We start from the raw sequence: 20,005 nt of genomic DNA, 5'->3' as shown, positions 1-20,005 counted from the left end.
TGGAAACTTTGTTGTTTCTATTATTGTGCTGTCGGTACCGACTTTTTAACGACATTACTGGGCTTTAAGCCAAGTTTGCAAACTCTGCCGCCTCTATAAGCTTAAACACTTTCGTTACCTATAATCTGGCTTCATCATTGTTAATCACAACGCGCGCTCCTTCTGTGTTTGCTACCAAAATAAAGGCACCTCTTAGGTGCCTTCTTCTTTGTTAAATACCGCTGCTTTACTGCTGGCAGTGAGCAGGTAGATAATTGTAGTCTAAGGTTGATTCGCACAAAAATACAACATTGCCGTAGCCATCTTGATGGGGCGTTAACAATATGATTTCATCAGAAAGGGTCGGATTTATGTCTAAGTAAATCGTAACAATACCTGTGCCCGCCTCTATCTCGGTGTAATAAATAAACTCGCTACTTAGGTCGGCAAAATACAGTTCTTCCACGGCCTCGCTATCTGGGAAGCTTTCGTTAACTAAGTAATACTCTATTAGTTCATTCTGCAGCTTTTTGCTTTCGTTATAGGATTCTAAAACTTTTGAACGCACTGTGTATTCTTGATACTGCGGTATCGCGACAGACGCCAATACGCCCACTGTGGCTATGGCAGCTAAGCTACTATCGCTCATGAGTAACAAGTCTATCGGAGTTTTTTCATAGGTGAACTCTAATGCAATGCCCGTTGGGGCCCAATCGAGCTGTGCGCTCGTTAAACCTGGGTCACTTAGTGCGAGTTCAGATGCCGTTGGGAATGCGAATATGTCAAATTCAGACTCTAGACCATCGGCCATGAGCTTCAGCAGTGTTAAATAATGGTGATAAAGCTTTACTTTGCCACCTTCAAATACGCCGCTGGCAGACAGGAAGGTGTGTTGCTGGTCTAACCCATTATAGAGTAACCATTGCTGTATGGATGTTGTTTTTTTGTTGCGAATGCGTTCAATCAATAATTGCGGCAGACTGGCGTAAACAATGTAGTCGTCTTCAATCGTCCAATACAAATGCTCGTCACCACCACCAATAGTTTTTAGCAAGGCCAGCGGTATTTCACCGGCCAGATCTTGGTACATTAGGTTGTTTAAAACGTTTGGAACCGTTAAGTGAAAAATTTCTTGGCCTGCATAGGTTCGACGTTCAAGAGTAATATTGTTTACGGCCTTTATAAAGGCATTCATGCTATCGTTTTCATTTGCCTGCGTTTTAAATTCGTCAGAGGCGACTAAGTCAGACGATGACGTTAAAATGTTTTTAACGTAGGTGGAGAAGTTTTCTTTATCACGGATATGCTGTGCCGCGAAGGTACCTATGTCATCCTTGTAAAAAATAACATGACCGAAATTGTTGAAATAGCCGAGTGCATCAAAGCCAGCGCTGTTGATTTCGGCATTCAGCTCATCGTATATATATTCAATTTCTTCATTGCTTTTAGACAGTTGTTTGACGATGCCGTTTATCTGGTTTTCATTAGGTAACCGCATTTGAGAAACAAAACTTGGCTTACCTACAGTTTTAAAATCGGGTTGGGCATTTTGTGATGGGGCTTGTAAGAACAGTTTACTTTGCGCAGAGGTGTTTATGGCAATTCGAAGCCTACCTTTGCCATTGGCGGCACCCATTCCAGCGGCTAAGCTGCTAATGTCTGCTAGACCCAGTTTTGTTAATTGCTTAGCTTGCTCGGGTGCAAACAAATAAACCACAGGCATTAACGCTTTCGTATTTACCCATACCAGCGAGCCATTTCCGGCGGTATCAATAGATTTTTCTATCGTTAAGAAATCAGTATTGGTTGTAGGCTCTAATGCGACTAGTTGGTCGGTGAGTAGTTTTTCCGAGGCGACCATTCCGGCAAACACGGTCAGTACTTGTTCGTTGTTGTATTGCATTACTATTTTGACCGAGCCCATGATAAGGGTAGCGAAGCCGCTATCACCAAAGTATTTAGCAATACGCAAGCCTGAAACAAGGCTTTGAATTTCATCCAATACAGGGTTTAACTGTTCTGCCGAATCATAGATAAGCGTTGCGGAGGCTAGAGCGTATGGCAACGGTGTGCCATCGGCAGGGTATAGCATTACTTCTAAAGGCGATGTTAGCTTTTCACTGAATAGATTGGCTACTAACTTACCTTCAGCCTGAAACTCTTCGCCCAACACCGCTACAAAGGCTTTTTGCAGTTGTTGCAATTGAGACACGTGGGCCTCGTTGCCTTGCGCTAGGTTAAAGGAATCGTCACTTGCGCTGAAAAAGCTCCAAGTATTAGGTATGCGGACGTAACCGTAGGCTGAGTCGGGCAGTTTTTTATTTAATCTCGGTCCGCTAACAAGAGACGATAGTTCAGTTTTAATGGGAGTTTGCTTTACCGTATTCGTTGCGCATCCACTGAGGGCTAAAATAGCAGTAATCGCTGCTATCAGTAGCGGTCGAGTCATGATTAACTTCCTTTATTGGTATTTATAATTGGAGATTGCTCTTGAGAGGATATGGCTTATAGCTCGCACCTCTCTATGGCTTACTGTGCGGATATCACCGCAATCGAACAGCCTCAGTCGAGTGTTACTTTATTTCAAAACACCCTAAAGCACCAGTGCATTGCGTGTATATTCTATTGCAATGCAGGTTGATAAACTTTAGCAAACGCCCTAAATAATTGAACTCATGTGCGTTGCGTTACATAACAAAAATCGTATCTACCCGTGGGGGCGACTTAAGCGTTTGTTGTATTACACAACATTGTTGAGCGGCCCAATGAAGCCGTTCTATTTTTTCCAACTCAATGCCATCACTGACCTTCATCTTTACTTCGCATTTCATTTGTTGAAATCCAACAGGAACCAACTTATCCATCATCAGCGCACCTCGCACATCAGCTGTTGCCGTAACACTCACTTCAAGTTCAATTAGCTCAATTTCCATTAAGTTAGCGACCATTCTTATAGCTGAATCTTGGCAAGCCGCCAACGCTGCACACAAAAGATCCCCTGGTGTAGGTGCATCATGCAAACCACCAACTGCGGCATGCACTCCTACAGGTACCGAAACACCACAACCAGCCATAGGCTCAACGATCGAATGAAATGGATCACTGGCATTTTTTCCCGTAGTTTTGGCGTGGTCAATGACCATGGCGAGGCTTGGATCTATACGATAACTTTCTTTTAAGGGCTTTTGTGACTCATAAACATTCGATTTCATTTTTAAATCCCTACGTTGTCAGGCCATGATCGCAGCCAATAAGTTAGAGCCAAGTTTTCTCGTTATGCAAAAACAGGATCCCAGTGAATCCCCAAACAGATAAGAGCTCAAGGTGGACGCAATGTAGTAATTCAAAAGCGAGGCTCATAGCACTATAGCTTGTAAGCCGAATTAGTCGAATACAAACTCAATACTACTAGGTTTAGTGCGCTACTAGGACCAGGTCAATCCACAAGGCTATTTAGATAGAATGGGTGTTTAAATTACAAAATTATCCAGAACGGCTAACTTGGCGGAAGGTTTAGTTAGCCCCACACAACTTTACTTACAAATGTCTTTAACCGAGATTCCACCAAACTTAACTCTGTCTGCTTTAAAATAGTCTTCAAAACCATCGATATTGTTTTGCCAGATTGCTATCCAGTTGTCATGGTCCATTGCCTTGCTAAAGAAGACAAAGCTACTCCGTATATACATCGATTTCCTCTAATAACTCAGGGAGCGGTATAGATTCCAGCCGGCGACAAAATTTACGCTGGGTTTCGTCTTGAACCTGATCCAAATTCATATGTTCTAGAACAAAAGATCTAAATTTCTCTAGTTCTTCCTTTGCAGCAGCACTTTGAAGCAAATCTTTAGGAGGTGCATTAACAATAGGCTCCTCTAACGCCAAATCTATTTTGTTTATAACAGGAAAGTATGGCCACATTGAACGTGAGGTTGGTAGACCGCATAGCCCTATAAATTTCGTACGATCAAAGGAAAGAAGCAAGCTATCCCCTATGCTCTTCCAATAAGTACAATCTAGCTTTTTAAGTTCGAACGTTGAATCTTTTGCAATGGCTAAGAAACCCTTATAGCCGCAGTTTCCACCCCTTAAATCTAATTGAAGAAATAGCCCTTGATTCTGACCCTGGTTGATTGCGACTAATCCATTAACTATAGGGGGTAAGTTTTCTTCAAAACTATAAATTGTTTCACTTTGCTCTTTGTATCCAATCGATATACTTTTATCGTCGAAGTTATTTTCTAGATAAATATCACTAAAAGTGTAGCTCGAACTTGCTAATAAAATTAATAGTAATTTTCTCAATTTTCATTCCTTAAAGTCTTTATTCACAGGATAGGGAAATCACCCTATTCCGATACAGTGCATTAATAATTATTTTTTAGAACTGCTTGGAAAAGACCGTTAAGTTGCTCCATTTCTGAATTCCGATCGGTCTTAGGGATTTTAATATCTTTCAATCTACTAAGCTGGTTCTCAATGTAGCGATTCAGAGCAGGGATTGCAGGCGCAAGGGTGGGCTCTAAGATAATTCTTTATGTTCCAATGTTTTTTGGGCTTGTAAATTTTACTAAACGCCTTCACTTACCTTATTTCACGCACGGACCACTAGTTTACGACGAATAACTATTTTTTGCGGTTGATAGCTATTTTCAATTGCCTGCTGAACCAGCATCCAAGAAGACTCGGCAATTTGTTCATATTGTTGGGGTAGTGAAACAACCGGAATTGGTAAGAAGTCGAGTAAACGGCTGTTACCAAAGGTCGCTAATTGGATGGGCGTAGGTTGTATACTAAAAACTTCACGAAAATCTCGCTGCAAGGTTTCAATAACACCTTCAAGCAAGCTATAGGAAGTGCAAATAAGGGCGGATGGTAATCCGTTATGTGCCTCTAACGCTTGAGCAAACGCGTCCACGCCACTGGCGGCATCAAAATGTTCGCCATAAAAGCAACGGCCTTTTATTTCTGGTGTATTTGTGAGTGCGTCGTAGAAGCCAGATTGGCGTAATTGGCTAATTTCTAGGTCTTTCATAGCGCCAATAAGGCAGACACTCGTCGTATCTTTTAGCGTTAAGGCTTGGGTTAAAGCGCGTGCACCTTGGCGGTCATCGCTGATTACGTTTGAGAATTCATCTGTCATGGCTCGATCAAGAGAGATGATCGGCGTACCAGCGGCTAAAAACCGTCGATAAGGGGTGAAATCGTTCAAGCAAGTTGATACTAAAAGTGCATCAACGCCACGAGATATCAACATTTTCGCCGCTTGCAGTTCATTTTCAGGATTGTCATCTGAAGAAGCAATGATGAGCTGAAAACCATTTTGGCGTGCTAATTTCTCGAGCCGTGAGGCTATTCGTAAATAACTGCGGTTTTCGAAATCTGGCACGATGAAGCCAACAGAATGGCTCTTACCGCGTCTTAGTGCGGCTGCAGAATGGTTGGGTTGGTAATTGTTTTGCTCAGCTACAGCCAATACCTTAGCTTGAGTCGCTTTACTAATGCGATATTTATCGGCTTTTCCGTTCAGTACACTGCTGACCGTGGTTTTAGAAACGCCAGCGAGCTTGGCGATATCGTCTAGATTCAATGGGTTGGCCATTACTGATAGGTTCTCAAATGTCATACAAAAAGAGTATTAATAGTACTGAATCCATTCAGCAAGACAAACCCTATTTTCATATCAACTGACCATGTACAGACTTAAATGATGATGAAAGGTGATATGTATCAGTGCTTTTAGGTACTTCATACGTTTTGTTACGAAATATCGGTTGAAATTTCTGCTAAATGGATTCAGTATGCTTGCTAAATCGATACAGCAAAACAAGAATCAAGTGAGTAAATTATGTTAGAACTAAAAAGCTCGGATATCAGGCTCGATGCGGATGCTGCAGATAAATCGGTAGCGATCTCACTGATCGTAGCGGACATGGTTGCCGATGGTATGGTGGCACCTGGCTATGAGGCGGGGATGCACGTTCGTGAAACTCAAACATCGACATACTTGGGTAATGGAATAGCCATTCCGCATGGAACCCCTGAAACGAAAGACCAGGTTTTAAAAACCGGCATAAAAGTTCTACGCTTTAAGCAGGGCATCGACTGGGGCGATGGCCAAATCGTATATACCGCCATTGGTATAGCCGCGAAATCGGATGAACACCTGACGATATTGCGTCAATTAACCCATGTCATCGTGAATGATGAACTGTCAGAACGACTGCATAAAACTGAGCAAGTCGCCGAAGTGCTAAGCATTTTAAAGGGCGAGCAGTTCGAACCAACGTTGCACATGGATACTCATTTAATTCGTACCAATGTGGATATCCAGTATGTGACCGAAGCGATTTCATTGGCCGCCTCTGCATTGTTTGCGCAAGGGCTCTGTTCAACGCAAGAGCGTGACGAATTGATTAACAGTGAAGCACTAGATTTTGGTGATGGTGTCTGGATTAACACAGTCAAAACTACAAATTCGCGACCTGCACTGGCCATTGTTTCAAGTCAATCGACGGTTCAAGAGGCATCAGGGCCGTTTAATATCCTCTTGTCACTTACATCAAACGGCAAAGCTCACAAGCCCTTATATGATCGTCTTTTACAGTTACAGCGGGATGGAAAACTGTCCCAATTGACGAATGAGAAAAATGCTGACAAGTTATTACGTTTGCTAAAAATGGAGGCTTTGGAGGGCGAGTCTATTGAAATACGCCTACCGATTGAGCAAGGATTACATGCACGACCAGCGTCGCATTTGGCAAAACTCATTAAACAATTGAACGCCGACATATGGGTAGAGAATCTTGATGGTAACGACGGTGCGGTACTTGGTACCAGCGTTGCGCGATTAATTGGTTTGGGTTTTTCACATGGTGATCTCATGCGATTTACTGTTACTAAGTGTGATGATCCGCTATCTGTGTTGCACCAATTAAGTACAGCCGTCTCTGAAGGGTTGGGCGACGAAGTTAAACCAATTACAGCGACACATTCCCCCCAGATTCTTCCGACCGCTGTTGAAGCACCGGCTCAAGAAAGTGTTGAATACAATGAAAAGATTTCTGGATTGTGTGGCGCACCTGGCTTGGCCTTAGGTACTGCACGCACAAAAATCAAACAAGATTTTAGTTATCCCGAAAACAGTAAAGACCGACCCGGCGAATCACATCGGTTTCAAGATGCTTTGCACCAACTAAGTAAAGCATTGAATGATTCTCTGGCACAAGAAACGAATGAAGCCAAGATACAAATTCTAACCATGCATATTGAATTATTGGATGATCCTGAATTTGTTGAAGCGACACAGGGATTCATTTCCTCTGGCAAAACTGCAGAATGGTCTTGGATGTCATCGGTTGAACAAATTGCATCGTCGTTGGAGCAACATTCGGATGCGTTACTCGCTGAACGAGCCAGTGATTATCGCGATTTAGGTTACCAGTTGATGATGATTTTAACTGGACAGCAAGAGCAATTGACAGACACTCAGCCGCACATTGTAATTGCCGATGAAATCAATCCGTCGGATGTAGTGAAGTTTGATAAAAATATTGTTCAAGCCATTGTTACTGCTAAAGGAGGAGTGACTTCACATGCGGCTATTCTAGCCAGAGCTGCAGGTATTCCGTTGTTGGTTGGTTGTGGTCCAATCGTTTTAAACATTGCCGATGGCACACCTTTGGTCGTCGACTGTGACAATCGTTTTTTTATGGTGGTTGAATCCGACTCAGCCCTTGACGATTTACGTGAGGAACAGGCGCAGCGTAAAGCTGATTATGAACGCGCTTACGAGGATCGTTTTCTGCCGGCAACTACGGTTGATGGTGTCAATATTGAAGTGGTCGCAAATATATCAAGCTCTAGTCAAGTAGAGGACACCTTGGAATTTGGATCCGAAGGTGTTGGTCTATTCCGTTCTGAATTTTTATATATGGCTCACCCCCAGGAGCCAACTCATGAGCAGCAAGTCGCTGAATATAAAGCAGCCTTGGACGCCATGGCGACCGAAAATCAACCTCTGATTGTGCGTACTTTAGATGTGGGTGGTGATAAGCCGCTACCCTATTTAGCAATGCCTCAGGAAGATAATCCATTTTTAGGTGTACGTGGTGCTCGTTTATCGTTGTTATATCCTGATATGTTGAAGCGCCAATTACGTGCTTTGTTTGAAGCAGCAGACCGAGGACTATTGCGGGTCATGTTTCCGATGCTTTCTGACATTACCGAATGGCGTGCAATCAAAGAAATCTACAACGAAGTTGCTGACGAATTTCCAGGAATTCAACTAGAGCTAGGCATGATGATTGAAGTACCCAGTGCCGCATTGATGGCTGACGTGTTCGCGAAAGAATTAGACTTTTTCTCTGTAGGTACCAACGACTTAACTCAGTATACCTTAGCGGTAGATCGCGGCCATCCGGTATTGTCTAAGCAAGCCGATTCACTTCACCCAGCAATTTTGCGTTTAGTTAAAACCACGGTTGATGCAGCCAAACGTAACGATATTTGGGTTGGTGTTTGTGGTGAACTCGCTGCAGACCCATTAGCGGCCGTAATTTTACTGGGATTAGGTGTACGTGAATTGAGTATGTCACAAACGGCCATTCCTCAAATTAAAGCGCAGATTCGCAGCATAGATAGTTCCGAAGCTAAGGCACTTGCGACGGCAGCGTTGGAAGCGGAAAGTACCGAGGCGATCCGAGCTTTAGATCGTACGGGAGTGACAGCATGAATCACAACAAGATATTGGCCATAACGCTTAACCCGGCGCTCGATCTCACAGTAAGCACTGAGGTTATTCAATTGGGCGAAGTGAATATTGCACAGCACGGCACACTTCATGCCGCTGGCAAAGGTATCAATGTTGCTAGCGTGTTAGTTGACTTGCAGATGAATGTGACGGCGACAGGTATTTTAGGCGCAAATAATGAGCAGCCGTTCACAGATCTTTTTCGCGAAAAAAATATTAAGAATGCGTTTTGTCGCGAAGCGGGCAATACGCGCATTAATGTTAAATTGACCGAAAGTAACCAGCGCACAACGGATATCAATTTGCCTGGTATTGATATCAGCTCGACTACTTTAGCGCGATTTAGACAAACCGTCTTTGATTTAGCCGAGCAGTTCAAAGTGGTCGTTTTTTCAGGAAGTTTGCCATGCGGAATCAGTCAATCTACTTACGCAGATTTAATTAGCCAAGTAAAAGCGCTGGGTTGTTTAACAATTTTAGATACCAGCGGAGAAGCATTCTCTGAAGCCGTAAAGGCAGGTCCGACCATGGTGAAACCGAATCGTGAAGAACTTGCACAGTGGCTCGGACGTCCAGTCAATGACGTTCAAGATGAGCAGAGAGCCGCTTTAAAATTGCAGTCCTATGGTATTAAGCAGGTGGTTGTGTCTGATGGTAAAAATGGCTTTCGTTGGTATGGCGAAAATGCCATTTACCATGTGACGCCCCCAAAAGTATCTATGGTCAGTACGGTCGGCGCGGGCGACAGTCTTGTTGCCAGTCTAGCTTATGGTCTTGCTCGAGGCGAAAGCCCAGAACAAACGTTGGAACGGGCGGCGGCAATTTCAGCGCATGCCGTGGAGCAAGTGGGCGTTGGTATTGTAGATATGAATCGCCTTAAGGATTTACAGCGTGAAGTGTCGTTGACGCCACTGACATTAGAAACATTAGCTGGGGAGTGACCTATGCAATATTGGGAACTATCACTGACTAAAATATTTTTAAACCGAATGGAACGTGAACCGAAGCGTTTCTTTCTAACACAAAACATAAACCAACAATAACAAGAGTAAAAGAGGTAATTCCAATGGATGCGTTAAATATTGTCGCTGTAACTGCTTGCCCCACAGGGGTGGCACATACCTTTATGTCAGCTGAGGCTTTAAAAACCGCTGCTGAAGCGAAGGGACATTCGATTAAAGTTGAAACTCGCGGTTCAATTGGAGCCGAAAATAAACTGACCAGCGATGATATTGCTCAAGCTGATTTGGTTATTTTGGCCGTTGATATCGAGGTAGATACGACACAGTTTTCAGGTAAGCGTATTTACCGCACCAGTACAGGTAATGCGCTTAAAAAATCCGATGCGGTGATTGAGAACGCGATTAATGAAGCTACCGTTGAAAGTACTCAAGTAGCAGATGCGGCGAGTGGATTCAAAAAAGAAAAAACTGGAGCATATAAACACTTAATGACGGGTGTGTCTTTCATGTTGCCAGTGGTGGTTGCTGGCGGTTTGATCATTGCTCTTTCATTTATCTTTGGTATTGAAGCGTTCAAAACTGAAGGCACGCTCGCTGCCGCACTGATGCAAATAGGTGGGGGTTCTGCCTTTGCATTAATGATTCCGGTGCTCGCCGGATACATTGCATTTTCAATTGCAGATCGGCCTGGATTAGCCCCCGGCCTTGTCGGAGGTATGTTGGCCAGTTCCATTGGTGCGGGATTCTTAGGTGGTATCGCAGCTGGTTTTTTGGCCGGTTACAGTGCCAAGTTTTTAGCTGAGAAAATTTCTTTACCGGCAACAATGGAAGCATTAAAACCAATATTGATTATTCCACTGTTGGCCACTTTGGCCACTGGTTTGGTGATGATCTACATTGTCGGTGGTCCTGTAGCGGCAATTATGAACGCGCTAACGGAATTCTTAACTGGCATGGGATCAGCGAATGCAGTAGGTCTTGGTTTGATTCTTGGCGCTATGATGTGCTTCGATTTAGGTGGCCCAGTAAACAAAGCTGCTTATACCTTTGGAGTAGGGTTATTAGCGACTCAAACCTACGCCCCTATGGCTGCGGTTATGGCAGCGGGAATGACGCCTGCAATCGGTATGGGTATTGCTACATTCCTAGGTAAGAAATATTTTACCTCTGCGGAGCACGAAGCCGGTAAAGCATCGTTTGTACTCGGTTTATGTTTTATCTCCGAAGGTGCGATTCCGTTTGCTGCGAAAGATCCATTGCGTGTAATCCCAGTCGCGATGGTCGGTGGTGCGATAACCGGCGCGTTATCGATGTTGATCAATGCTGAGTTATTGGCACCACATGGCGGCATCTTCGTCTTGTTTATTCCAAATGCGATAACTCATGTTGCTTTATACGTAGCAGCAATCGTCGCCGGTTCATTAGTCACCGGTGTTGGCTACTTCTTGTTGAAGGCGCGTTTCGAGAGTCGCCAATTACAGGCAAATTGAGAGTGTAAACAACGCTAATGACAGCCTAAAAAAGGTGAGTGGGGAATCCATTCACCTTTTTTGTTGGGAACTAGAATTTGGCTTTAGCCATCCCGGTAATAGATTTCGACTTCGCTTTATGCAGATACTTTAAAGGTTGACCTAACCAACTGGTGTAGCGGAACTAACGCGAAGTGATTTTCAAACTCCGAATCAACCTTTGTCGCTGTTCCCGTCTGTAGGCAACCCTCGTTACCCTTTGCCGCATGACTTGCCGTTTAAACTCAGTGATTACTTGGAATTGTTTGACTGGTTTATTAGAGTGGGCGTCCTACTTAATTTCGTGGATTAATAATTATTCTTTAGAACTGCTTGGAAAAGCCAGTTAAGTTGCTCCATTTCTGAAATCCGATTGGTCTTAGGTACTTTAATATTTTCCAATCTACTAAGCTGGTTCTCAATGTAGCGATTCAGAGCAGGAATTGCAGGCGCAAGCATTTTCTCTTCACTCACCTTTTTACGCTCTAATAGCAAATTCACTTCATCAAGAATTTGGTTTTCTGTTACCAGTGACATTACCTTCTCGAATTCTATGGGTGCTGCTGTACCATAATTTTCAAGCCATAAAATTGAGAATAGCTGCCGTAACACGTAAAAGTACTTTTTGAGAGGGGCGCTGGCTAAGGTGCCTCACTAGTATAAGTTTTTAAGCTTTTGCCACTGGTAAGCTGGCAATTCGTAATGTAAAAGTTCACGACCACCAACCAATACATCATTCTTATATACGAAGCCATTTTTGGTCATGACTTTACCAGAAGCAGGATTCTCCGGTAGATGCCTTGCATATATAAGATCTAATCCATATTCAGTGAAGCCATAATTAATGAGAAGATATGCAGCTTCGGAGCAATAACCTTTACCCCAATATGGAACGCCAACCCAATATCCTAAATTACCTGAATCGCCATCGATTTGAGTGATACTGATTGTGCCTATGTGCTCTCCAGTTTCAACGAGTTGAATCGCTAGTACAATTGCAGCTCTCTTTTGGTACCAATATTCATGTTTAGAAATCCATTCTTCTGCCATTCCATCAACATATGGGTGCGGAATATTGGCAGTCATCTCAGCAATGATTTTCTCGCTAGCGAGCCTCTGAACGTTTTTTGAGTCCGAGACCTTATAGGGGCGAAGTACAATTCTTGTAGATTCGAGTGTTGGTAGCAATTTTCCTCCTAACATTAACGTTATACCAGTGGCGCAGGCGCGGGGCTATAGTCGCGTAGCGCCCCGTGTATGCTTCCCGGCGACCAAAGGGAGTGCCAAAAGCCTTGTTATGCACCTGCTTAAATGGTTGGTGACCACGCCGACCTACGGAATGCTTGAAATCGGTTCAATTCAGTTACACTAACTTCTGGCAAGTGCTCTTGGACGAGTTCAACAACCTCATCAATTAATAGTTCCGTTTCTTCGACACATGAGGAGAGATGTGCCTTGTATGCCTCTTGAAACCTCAGCCAAGTGTCACGTGGTTTTATTTCGAAGGCACTCAATGATTTAGCCATGTTCTTAGTACCAATAGAAAATGAACCGTTCAATGCAAAAAGCAAATAGACAATTCTTTTTTGCATCCCGGAAATCAATCCAAAAAGTAGGGCAACATCACCTCGATGCGCATGCAATTGAAGATCACAGGAAGTAATAACTTCGAGATGTGATTCGACTATTTTCGCTTGAATACTACGTGGATACTGAATAGTAGAACGCCACTTTTCAAGAAGTTCTGAGTTTTTAAGGACAACTCCGTTCTGTATTACCCACAACGTCTCTTGCATTCCTATTGATAGGGGAGAAACGCTTGCACATAACCATGTGCTATACGGTCCCACAAAAACTAATATCACGTGAATTTTAATTTATCATAATTTCTAACATTAATAGTATCGCTAAATAAAACCATATACCAAGGAAGGGGCATATCTATATAGTGAGCCTTCAACTCTAAATGCTGGGCCAAACTACGCTTCTATTTCCAATTTAGTTTTACCAATTTAATCTAGGCAGAGTAGATATTTTATCTCTGCTACTGCCCCAGCCTAAAAACAGGAAACCAATGCTTTAGCAACCACAAAACTAAAATACTTCATTTGCGGATTGATGCTTGAATTTTCGTCAGGTTGGGAACGCAGTGGAATACCACTCGTCTCTAGTAACACCAAGCTTTACGGAGTCATAATAAACGCCGTCATGGTATCTTACTTTACGTAACGTACCTTCAATAGTGAACCCGACATTTTGGGCACTTGAGATCATCCTTGGATTTCCGGACCACGTTGTCATTCCTACTCGCTCTAACTCTTGCGTATCGAAAATATGTGTTACCCAAGGAACTAGAGCTTTCTTACCAATACCCAAGCCCCACAAGGTACTGTCGAAAATCACAATACCTGCTTCAAGCCAACGTGTATTTTTATCTTCCCAATAAAATGTAACTGTACCTATAAGCCGATTTTCATATTCGATCGCTAGAGCCGACATTCCTTCCTGTAGACGATTAAATGTTTTACTCAGGAATTCTTCAAAGCTTGGTCTTGAATATCCAAAGTAAGGACCATTAAATTCGGTCCATTTCTCATCTGAAACCATCAGCTCATAAAGGTTTTGAGCTTCACTTTGTGCGGGCTTCCTTAGAACAATATCTTTATATCGAAGCATAAGCCTCCTAGAAATTAACGTTCAGCGGTGGGCCGAGGTCACGACCCCAAGCCCGCCGCGTAGCGGATTTTGGCGGGTTTTTACCAGACGCGCCCTGTTAAGCAGGGCTATTCCCACCCAATTTAAATTTTCTCAATATTCTTCGTTCGCCTGAATCTGTTCTTTCAACTAACGCTAGAGAGCTTAACTTTAACTTAATAGGATTAATATCATCGGTGGCATTAAGTGCCGCCTGTAAACTGTTTTTGGATTCAAATCGCCCAACAGTCACATGCGGATAAAACGTGAAATTTCGATCAAAGAATTCCTTAAAGTAGTTGAAATACAAGCTCCTATGAAGCGATATTATTTCATCGTTACCTTTCGCCAAAGTACAAAACATTAAATTATCAGGTGAACCTGTAACTCCCACAAGCTCTACAATAACAGGGGGTATATTAGTTAAGAACTCTAAAACCTCATCTTCCTTGCAATCATCAAAGTCGTTCGGAAACACTATTGTTAGATGAGCGGGTACTTTCGAAGACAAATGATCATATTTGCTTCTAATCTTTTCAATTTCTTCATGCCTATCTAGCAAGAAGGCGAAGTACTTAGCCATAATTAATGCTTAATGTTTTTTGTAAAAGGCGTGACGCTAGGAGCGTCTTTTTGACAAACTTACTAGCAATTTTAACAATCTCATACGGTTATGTCTTTGCAAAAAGATGGGATATATATTTACAAATAAATTTATTGCAAACACCGCCACCCATTGAAAAATCGACATATCTTTTCCGCTTTTAATCAAGATCACCACAATTAGCGCCATAAAAACTAAGTGGATGATTTCATCGCGTCGAGTTTGCCATTCGAGCCTTATAATCTCATCCTTCAGCTTTTTATCTCTGGTGTTTAACTGCGCTTTGTTACTAAAACTAAATAAAATAATATCCGGCAACAATAGGTAGCGTTTAAAGAATTTAATCCCGAGATAGCTATATATGCTTTTACCTCGACATTTCTCAAACGACTTCGGTTCAAAATAGGAGCTCATTTGATCTTATAACTCCTTGGATTGCTTGCGCCCTAATAAGGGGCAAGTGGAGCGTAGCGTAACGAGTCCATAGCCCACCGCGACAGCTGATTTTAGCGGGCTTACTGCTTGCCGTGTATTGTTAATTTTCGGAAGCATCCAATTTTTCTTTTCGAATAGCTATCTGTTTAACTAGTGAGACTAGCGAATCTGAGAAAAGCCCTAAAAATAAAATTATCAATATTAGGTAGAACCCTTGACTGATTATCGAAGGTTCTTCCAATCGTGATTCATTAATGAAATCAGCAACCTTCGCGTAGATCATAAAAGGTGCTATCAGCAACCAAAAATACTTTCCCTTCAAGTTTCTTTCCTTAAATTAACGCTTGCAGCAGTTGCGCAGGCTTTTTCGCGTCGACTGCCTGTGATTGTTATGAGGATCAGCCAGCAAAGTAAACTTCATCTAGATTCCCATCATTAAAGTGGAATTGAAGTTTTCGGTCTTTGCACTGAAGTGTTCCATTTGGCAATTCACGATACTTGAGATTATTAGATAACAACAAGTCTTCTATTTCCGCTTTCGATACTCTGCTAATTTCCTTACCAAATAACCGAATTGGATTAACAATTTTAACTTGAAACATGCAAACTTGAGAATTTTCCGTAGGGTGGTCCGTACATTCAACTCTAAAACCGACAAGTAGCCCCCTGAAATACAGAAAGTTTTCAAGGTTTCCACCCATCCATTCCTCATAACAACGTTCTTCACCCCAATCCTGCTTAGCCACACTAGGAGGGCTGCCGAACTTAATTGGACCAAATCCACTATCAAGAGAAATGTCGTGAATAGTTTCAGTCATATTTACCCATAATGAGCCTGTAGATTAACTCAATTCTACCGAGCACTCTCAACAGGCTTCTCAATTATTTTATTGCCTACCAATTTGACAGATTAATTGACTTTTTCAAGTGATCTTTTTGGTTTTTTGGGCCATTGTTCGGGATTTTGCGATGCAAGTCTGATAAGTCTGCTCTGATGCGGTTGTTTTGCTAATATCGCCACGGATTGCGTTGGCGCGTAGGTCTGCACATTTTTGATGATCGGGGACTATAGGCGTTGAAGGCATTTAGCTTTGAGCTACGTCTATTTAGACCAAAGCATGGGCTAGTTGGAGTTTAGTCTTCTGCTTGAACGATTACCGAGTAAGTATAGTGTGGCTAACTCGGCGGAAGGTTTAAGTTAGCCACACAACTTTACTTACAAATATCTTTAACCGAGACTCCACCAATCTTAACTCTGTCTGCTTTCAAATAGTCTTCAAAACCTTCGATATTGTTTTGCCAGGTTGTTACCCAGTTTTCATGGTTTTCGGCTATTGTAATGCACAAGTCGGCTTGACTAAGCGGCTGGGACTCAGCAGCTTCGCTATCAATATCATATGCTGGCGTTACGACCTTTTCTATTCCAAAATACCAAGGTAAAACAGTTATTTCACCTGATGCGATGGTAAATTCAAATGGCTCGTAAAGCGGATATATGGTGTCTGGTAGCAACTCTACATCATCTCCACCACCGCCCTTGTATCGCCGCTGCTCGGAGTAAAGCCGATAATTACCAGCAGGCAAAGATTTTATAACGGCATGTTTTGGGTCATTGCCTTTAACAAAAAAATACCTAACCTTTCCATTTTCTTTATCGATAACCCCAAATCGAAAGGAGAAGCGATAATCTGCTTTTGCATTGTCATACAGACGCACCTTTGTATTGGTTGGTGCGAGTAGATACCCACTTGCGTTAGCTTTATCAATGGGCTTAAGCGTTGCACATGACGTAAGCAAAAACGTTAAACTGACGACTAGATAAACTAGATTTTTCATAATTTCTACAACCTTTATTGGTCTTATATTTAATTGTATTTCAATAAATCACTAGAGTTCGGTTTAGGAAGCCCCTTTTCGTAGGCAGATTAGGTCGGCCCCTTTGACAAATTCACTTGTTAAGCATGCGGAATCACAACCACTTGGTTTTTGCTTTCATACAGCTTTATACCTGGGTCATGACTCAAAAGTGCATTTACTTCAAACCCGTTAAAGCGTAGAAACTCCACTACTTTTATCGCTCTATAATAAAAATGGTTCATTGAAAACCTAAACCAGCTCAACGCCTTAAATTTTACTGAGGTTAAAATTGGCTGGAGAAAGCATGTTGGATAGTCTAAGTTATTATTAAACCATGTCGCTATACCGATATACCAAATATGACCTCTGAGCGTCATTTTACCTGACCGTTTGCAATCGCCCATCGCGGAAAATATCCCTTTCGGGCATTCATTTTCACTAAATTTTAAGTTCGTTTCGAATCTTAAGTACATACTATGTTTGAAAACCTTAACTTGATAAGAATTGACCTGCTGCGTATTCCTATGAAATTCCAAATTAATAATATTTTATTCATCGACAATGAAATTTATCCTAGTCCGTTACAGTGTAAAATTAATTATTTTTTAGAACTGCTTGGAAAAGGCCGTTAAGTTGCTCCATTTCTGAATTACGATCGGTCTTAGGAACTTTAATATCTTCCAATCTACTAAGCTGGTTCTCAATGTAGCGATTCAGAGCAGGAATTGCAGGTGCCAGCATTTTCTCTTCACTCACCTTTTTACGCTCTAATAGCAAATTCACTTCATCAAGAATTTGATTGTCTGTTACCAGTGATAATACCTTCTCGAATTCTATCGGTGCTGCTGTACCATATTTTTCAAGCCACAAAATTGAGAATAGCGGCCGTAACACGTAAAAGTACTTTTTGAGAGGAACCATATCCTCTTTTAAATAACCACGATAGTTAGTTTTCGCCATACTTCGATAATGGTAGATACCTTTTTCAGGAGAATAGATTTCTGGCAAGAGGTTCAAGGCAGCTTCACGGAAGATGCCTTTATCGTAGACTATTGGACTATTCATGTTCTCCCCGTATAACGTCGCGCTCTCCGGAAAATTTGGAGCGCAGCGGAATATTTCTCCTCCAGTACCGACTCGTTAACCTATTTCAGGGGTAATTCTGCCAGAATTTACCAAAATAGCTAATTTAATCCATGGCAAAACCGTTTTTAAGTGCTAATATTTACCCAATTTACCAAAATCACCCTTGAGAGGGGGTTTTATGCTAGTTGAATTTACAGTAAAAAATTATCGCTCTATTAAAGAAGAGCAAGTTTTTAGTATGGTTAAGGCGACAGGCGGGGAGCTGGAAAGTACTAATAGCTTTCAGCCTAGCGCCCCTGCAAGCGTTGCTCTTTTGAGGTCTGCAGCAGTTTATGGTGCAAACGCCGCTGGAAAATCCAATATTATTCGAGCAATGATGGAGATGGAGTCAATCGTTCGCACCTCAGCTTCGTCTAGCCAAGAAGGAGATGAAATTTCAGTTACTCCATTCTTATTTGATGAGTCGTCGTGTTCTGAGCCTACTGAGTTTGAGATGGTCTTCATCAGTGAAGGCGTGAGATTTCAATTTGGGTTTTGCGCGACGAAAACTCATATCGTTGAGGAGTGGCTAATTGCCTACCCCAAAGGTCGTGCTCAAAGATGGTATTCAAGATGCTACAATAAGAAAAAAGATACATCTGAATACAAATTTAGTGATTTTCTGTTAGGTCAAAAGTCCGTATGGCAGAACGCCACTCGATCTAATGCTCTGTTCCTATCTACCGCCGTTCAATTGAATAGCGACCAGCTTAAGCCAGTATTTAATTGGTTTAAAGAAACCCTTCGGCCTGCAAAAATTGGCGGTTGGGGCCCAGGATTTACTGCCTCACTATGTGATAAAGAAATCTCTAAAGCTAGAGTCCTAGAGTTTTTAAAAGCAGCAGACTTTGACATTCATGACATTAAAATTGATAAAGAAAAGTTCGACGCTGAATCTTTGCCTGAAGATATTCCTGATTCCGTTAAAGAAAAGATTGTTAAGGAGATGAAGGACAAAGAGATTATTGATATTAAGACGATTCATAAGTCAAAATCTGGAAATCTAGTTCCACTAGATTTTGATGAGGAATCAGATGGCACTCAGAAATTCTTCTCATTCGCGGGACCTTGGATTGACACCCTAAACAAAGGCTACGTGCTCGTAATTGATGAGCTTCATGATAATCTTCACCCAAAGATGGTAAAATATTTGGTAAATCTCTTCCATAGCAACAAGACAAACCCAAATAACGCACAATTGATTTTTACAACGCATGAAACGTCAATTTTAACTCAGAATGACTTTAGGCGTGATCAGATCTGGTTTTGTGAAAAAGATGTTAGTCAAGCCTCTTCGTTGTACCCTCTGACTGATTTTAGTCCCCGAAAAGATAGAGAAAATATTGGACTTGGATATTTGTCAGGTCGTTATGGGGCTCTTCCATTCATCAGACCTTTTGATCCGGAAGCTATGTAAGTATGGGTACCGACAATCTATTTCATAGGCGTAAAGCAAAAGCTGTTGATCAATTAGAGAGACGAAGAGCTAAGCGTTCATCATATGAAAAGGTATTAATCGTCTGCGAAGGGGAAAAAACGGAGCCTAATTATTTTAATGAGTGCATCCAGTTTTATAAATTAAATACTGCAAATGTTGAAGTTGATGGTACATGCGGGTCAAGCCCCAAGAGCGTTTATGAAAGAGCCATCGAGCTTTGGGAGATCGAAGAAAGAAAGGGAGATCCCTATGATCGAGTTTACTGTGTTTTTGATAGGGACAATCATGATAACTATGACGAAACAGTAAAAAGAATAACTGATCACGCTCCTGAAGATGTTTTTTATGCAGCTGTATCTGTACCTTGCTTTGAATATTGGCTTCTTTTGCACTTTAAATATACAACAAGCCCATACGCGGCCACAGGAAAGTTAAGTGTTGGCGGTAAGGTTTTGGAAGAGCTTAAAGAGGTGATGCCTGATTATGAAAAAGGAAATAACAATATATTTTCATCATTGTCTCAGCAAATTGAATTTGCGAAAAATAATGCTGATAGAGCCTTGAAACATGCAAAAGACAATCATACTGACAACCCCTCTACCTGCGTTCATAACCTAATTGATTATCTGCAAAATTTGAAAAAACTCTAGG

25 protein-coding genes and 2 pseudogenes are annotated in these 20,005 nt (G+C 42.0%); 8 read left to right on the top strand and 19 right to left on the bottom strand.

Annotated elements, in window-relative coordinates:
• Positions 1-226 precede the first annotated feature (226 nt).
• Positions 227-2,428 carry a pilin gene (locus tag QWZ13_RS03105; protein ID WP_290280491.1) on the bottom strand — a complete coding sequence of 734 codons (2,202 nt, stop codon included), beginning with the start codon at positions 2,426-2,428 and terminating at the stop codon, positions 227-229.
• Between the two features lie 51 nt (positions 2,429-2,479).
• Between QWZ13_RS03105 and QWZ13_RS03100 the strand changes: the two genes are divergently transcribed.
• Entirely contained in the window at positions 2,480-2,620 is a 141-nt protein-coding gene (locus QWZ13_RS03100) for a hypothetical protein (protein ID WP_290280490.1), read from the top strand.
• Between the two features lie 46 nt (positions 2,621-2,666).
• On the opposite strand, the gene QWZ13_RS03095 is transcribed toward QWZ13_RS03100, so the two are convergent.
• From QWZ13_RS03095 to QWZ13_RS03080, 4 genes are all read right to left on the bottom strand, one after another.
• Positions 2,667-3,191 carry an OsmC family protein gene (locus QWZ13_RS03095; RefSeq protein WP_290280489.1) on the bottom strand — a complete coding sequence of 175 codons (525 nt, stop codon included), beginning with the start codon at positions 3,189-3,191 and terminating at the stop codon, positions 2,667-2,669.
• 321 nt (positions 3,192-3,512) lie between these two features.
• On the bottom strand, positions 3,513-3,668 hold the full coding sequence (locus QWZ13_RS03090) for a hypothetical protein (RefSeq protein WP_290280488.1): 156 nt from the start codon (positions 3,666-3,668) through the stop codon (positions 3,513-3,515).
• A 905-nt stretch (positions 3,669-4,573) separates the two neighbouring features.
• A complete protein-coding gene (locus QWZ13_RS03085; protein WP_290280487.1) occupies positions 4,574-5,581 on the bottom strand; it encodes a LacI family DNA-binding transcriptional regulator in 1,008 nt (335 codons plus the stop codon).
• An 81-nt stretch (positions 5,582-5,662) separates the two neighbouring features.
• Complete coding sequence (locus tag QWZ13_RS03080) at positions 5,663-5,809, bottom strand: hypothetical protein (protein ID WP_290280486.1); 147 nt, start codon at positions 5,807-5,809, stop codon at positions 5,663-5,665.
• An 18-nt stretch (positions 5,810-5,827) separates the two neighbouring features.
• Between QWZ13_RS03080 and ptsP the strand changes: the two genes are divergently transcribed.
• The 4 genes from ptsP (at position 5,828) to QWZ13_RS03060 (ending at position 11,514) form a co-directional block, all read left to right on the top strand.
• On the top strand, positions 5,828-8,713 hold the full coding sequence (gene ptsP / locus QWZ13_RS03075) for a phosphoenolpyruvate--protein phosphotransferase (protein WP_290280485.1): 2,886 nt from the start codon (positions 5,828-5,830) through the stop codon (positions 8,711-8,713).
• A complete protein-coding gene (gene pfkB, locus QWZ13_RS03070; protein ID WP_290280484.1) occupies positions 8,710-9,672 on the top strand; it encodes a 1-phosphofructokinase in 963 nt (320 codons plus the stop codon). The genes ptsP and pfkB overlap by 4 nt, the downstream gene beginning before the upstream one ends.
• 125 nt (positions 9,673-9,797) lie before the next feature.
• Positions 9,798-11,183 carry a fructose-specific PTS transporter subunit EIIC gene (locus QWZ13_RS03065; protein ID WP_290280483.1) on the top strand — a complete coding sequence of 462 codons (1,386 nt, stop codon included), beginning with the start codon at positions 9,798-9,800 and terminating at the stop codon, positions 11,181-11,183.
• A gap of 199 nt (positions 11,184-11,382) precedes the next feature.
• On the top strand, positions 11,383-11,514 hold the full coding sequence (locus QWZ13_RS03060) for a hypothetical protein (RefSeq protein ID WP_290280482.1): 132 nt from the start codon (positions 11,383-11,385) through the stop codon (positions 11,512-11,514).
• Here QWZ13_RS03060 and QWZ13_RS03055 read toward each other — a convergent pair.
• A complete protein-coding gene (locus tag QWZ13_RS03055) occupies positions 11,511-11,813 on the bottom strand; it encodes a DNA polymerase beta superfamily protein (RefSeq protein WP_290280481.1) in 303 nt (100 codons plus the stop codon). The genes QWZ13_RS03060 and QWZ13_RS03055 overlap by 4 nt on opposite strands.
• 42 nt (positions 11,814-11,855) lie before the next feature.
• Positions 11,856-12,404 carry a GNAT family N-acetyltransferase gene (locus tag QWZ13_RS03050; protein WP_290280480.1) on the bottom strand — a complete coding sequence of 183 codons (549 nt, stop codon included), beginning with the start codon at positions 12,402-12,404 and terminating at the stop codon, positions 11,856-11,858.
• Positions 12,405-12,417: 13 nt separating this feature from the next.
• On the opposite strand from QWZ13_RS03050, the gene QWZ13_RS03045 reads away from it, so the two are divergent.
• Positions 12,418-12,573 carry a hypothetical protein gene (locus tag QWZ13_RS03045; protein WP_290280479.1) on the top strand — a complete coding sequence of 52 codons (156 nt, stop codon included), beginning with the start codon at positions 12,418-12,420 and terminating at the stop codon, positions 12,571-12,573.
• Here QWZ13_RS03045 and QWZ13_RS03040 read toward each other — a convergent pair.
• The 12 genes and pseudogenes from QWZ13_RS03040 to QWZ13_RS02990 all read right to left on the bottom strand — a co-directional run bounded on the left by QWZ13_RS03040 (position 12,509) and on the right by QWZ13_RS02990 (position 17,808).
• Positions 12,509-12,760 (bottom strand): hypothetical protein, encoded by a 252-nt coding sequence (locus QWZ13_RS03040; RefSeq protein WP_290280478.1) that lies wholly within the window; start codon positions 12,758-12,760, stop codon positions 12,509-12,511. The genes QWZ13_RS03045 and QWZ13_RS03040 overlap by 65 nt on opposite strands.
• Positions 12,761-12,799: 39 nt before the next feature.
• Positions 12,800-12,997, bottom strand: a pseudogene (locus QWZ13_RS19895) (hypothetical protein); the annotation flags it as partial.
• 337 nt (positions 12,998-13,334) lie between these two features.
• Positions 13,335-13,877 carry a GNAT family N-acetyltransferase gene (locus QWZ13_RS03035; RefSeq protein WP_290280477.1) on the bottom strand — a complete coding sequence of 181 codons (543 nt, stop codon included), beginning with the start codon at positions 13,875-13,877 and terminating at the stop codon, positions 13,335-13,337.
• A gap of 97 nt (positions 13,878-13,974) precedes the next feature.
• Entirely contained in the window at positions 13,975-14,478 is a 504-nt protein-coding gene (locus QWZ13_RS03030) for a 2'-5' RNA ligase family protein (RefSeq protein WP_290280476.1), read from the bottom strand.
• Between the two features lie 36 nt (positions 14,479-14,514).
• Complete coding sequence (locus QWZ13_RS19890) at positions 14,515-14,913, bottom strand: glycosyl-4,4'-diaponeurosporenoate acyltransferase CrtO family protein (RefSeq protein WP_353958965.1); 399 nt, start codon at positions 14,911-14,913, stop codon at positions 14,515-14,517.
• A gap of 6 nt (positions 14,914-14,919) precedes the next feature.
• Positions 14,920-15,051 (bottom strand): hypothetical protein, encoded by a 132-nt coding sequence (locus tag QWZ13_RS03020; protein ID WP_290280474.1) that lies wholly within the window; start codon positions 15,049-15,051, stop codon positions 14,920-14,922.
• Positions 15,035-15,256 (bottom strand): hypothetical protein, encoded by a 222-nt coding sequence (locus tag QWZ13_RS03015; protein WP_290280473.1) that lies wholly within the window; start codon positions 15,254-15,256, stop codon positions 15,035-15,037. The genes QWZ13_RS03020 and QWZ13_RS03015 overlap by 17 nt, the downstream gene beginning before the upstream one ends.
• A gap of 76 nt (positions 15,257-15,332) precedes the next feature.
• Positions 15,333-15,680 carry a hypothetical protein gene (locus QWZ13_RS03010; protein WP_290280472.1) on the bottom strand — a complete coding sequence of 116 codons (348 nt, stop codon included), beginning with the start codon at positions 15,678-15,680 and terminating at the stop codon, positions 15,333-15,335.
• 177 nt (positions 15,681-15,857) lie between these two features.
• Complete coding sequence (locus QWZ13_RS03005; protein ID WP_290280471.1) at positions 15,858-16,019, bottom strand: hypothetical protein; 162 nt, start codon at positions 16,017-16,019, stop codon at positions 15,858-15,860.
• Positions 16,020-16,146: 127 nt separating this feature from the next.
• On the bottom strand, positions 16,147-16,770 hold the full coding sequence (locus QWZ13_RS03000) for a hypothetical protein (protein ID WP_290280470.1): 624 nt from the start codon (positions 16,768-16,770) through the stop codon (positions 16,147-16,149).
• Positions 16,771-16,889: 119 nt separating this feature from the next.
• Positions 16,890-17,327, bottom strand: a complete 438-nt coding sequence (locus QWZ13_RS02995; protein WP_290280469.1) for a hypothetical protein — start codon at positions 17,325-17,327, stop codon at positions 16,890-16,892.
• Between the two features lie 58 nt (positions 17,328-17,385).
• Positions 17,386-17,808, bottom strand: coding sequence for a nucleotidyltransferase domain-containing protein (locus QWZ13_RS02990; protein ID WP_290283258.1), 423 nt, complete (start codon positions 17,806-17,808; stop codon positions 17,386-17,388).
• A 247-nt stretch (positions 17,809-18,055) separates the two neighbouring features.
• On the opposite strand from QWZ13_RS02990, the pseudogene QWZ13_RS02985 reads away from it, so the two are divergent.
• Both QWZ13_RS02985 and QWZ13_RS02980 read left to right on the top strand, forming a co-directional pair.
• Positions 18,056-19,087 (top strand): annotated as a pseudogene (locus QWZ13_RS02985) (AAA family ATPase); the annotation flags it as partial.
• A gap of 248 nt (positions 19,088-19,335) precedes the next feature.
• Positions 19,336-20,004, top strand: a complete 669-nt coding sequence (locus QWZ13_RS02980) for an RloB family protein (RefSeq protein ID WP_290280468.1) — start codon at positions 19,336-19,338, stop codon at positions 20,002-20,004.
• The last annotated feature ends 1 nt before the right edge of the window (position 20,005 follow it).

Source organism: Reinekea marina (genome assembly GCF_030409715.1).
Classification (GTDB): domain Bacteria; phylum Pseudomonadota; class Gammaproteobacteria; order Pseudomonadales; family Natronospirillaceae; genus Reinekea; species Reinekea marina.
Note: the sequence above shows the minus strand (reverse complement) of the source record. Positions and strands in the feature narration are given on the sequence as shown.

Coding starts and splice junctions, on each gene's coding strand:
- QWZ13_RS03020 (WP_290280474.1), bottom strand. CDS start 15,051: ATGCTTCCGAAAATTAACAATACACGGCAAGCAGTAAGCCCGCTAAAA.
- QWZ13_RS02980 (WP_290280468.1), top strand. CDS start 19,336: ATGGGTACCGACAATCTATTTCATAGGCGTAAAGCAAAAGCTGTTGAT.
- QWZ13_RS03005 (WP_290280471.1), bottom strand. CDS start 16,019: ATGCCTTCAACGCCTATAGTCCCCGATCATCAAAAATGTGCAGACCTA.
- QWZ13_RS03085 (WP_290280487.1), bottom strand. CDS start 5,581: ATGGCCAACCCATTGAATCTAGACGATATCGCCAAGCTCGCTGGCGTT.
- QWZ13_RS03035 (WP_290280477.1), bottom strand. CDS start 13,877: ATGCTTCGATATAAAGATATTGTTCTAAGGAAGCCCGCACAAAGTGAA.
- QWZ13_RS03030 (WP_290280476.1), bottom strand. CDS start 14,478: ATGGCTAAGTACTTCGCCTTCTTGCTAGATAGGCATGAAGAAATTGAA.
- QWZ13_RS03050 (WP_290280480.1), bottom strand. CDS start 12,404: ATGTTAGGAGGAAAATTGCTACCAACACTCGAATCTACAAGAATTGTA.
- QWZ13_RS03105 (WP_290280491.1), bottom strand. CDS start 2,428: ATGACTCGACCGCTACTGATAGCAGCGATTACTGCTATTTTAGCCCTC.
- QWZ13_RS03100 (WP_290280490.1), top strand. CDS start 2,480: ATGGCTTATAGCTCGCACCTCTCTATGGCTTACTGTGCGGATATCACC.
- QWZ13_RS03095 (WP_290280489.1), bottom strand. CDS start 3,191: ATGAAATCGAATGTTTATGAGTCACAAAAGCCCTTAAAAGAAAGTTAT.
- pfkB (WP_290280484.1), top strand. CDS start 8,710: ATGAATCACAACAAGATATTGGCCATAACGCTTAACCCGGCGCTCGAT.
- QWZ13_RS19890 (WP_353958965.1), bottom strand. CDS start 14,913: ATGAGCTCCTATTTTGAACCGAAGTCGTTTGAGAAATGTCGAGGTAAA.
- QWZ13_RS03090 (WP_290280488.1), bottom strand. CDS start 3,668: ATGTATATACGGAGTAGCTTTGTCTTCTTTAGCAAGGCAATGGACCAT.
- QWZ13_RS03000 (WP_290280470.1), bottom strand. CDS start 16,770: ATGAAAAATCTAGTTTATCTAGTCGTCAGTTTAACGTTTTTGCTTACG.
- QWZ13_RS03065 (WP_290280483.1), top strand. CDS start 9,798: ATGGATGCGTTAAATATTGTCGCTGTAACTGCTTGCCCCACAGGGGTG.
- ptsP (WP_290280485.1), top strand. CDS start 5,828: ATGTTAGAACTAAAAAGCTCGGATATCAGGCTCGATGCGGATGCTGCA.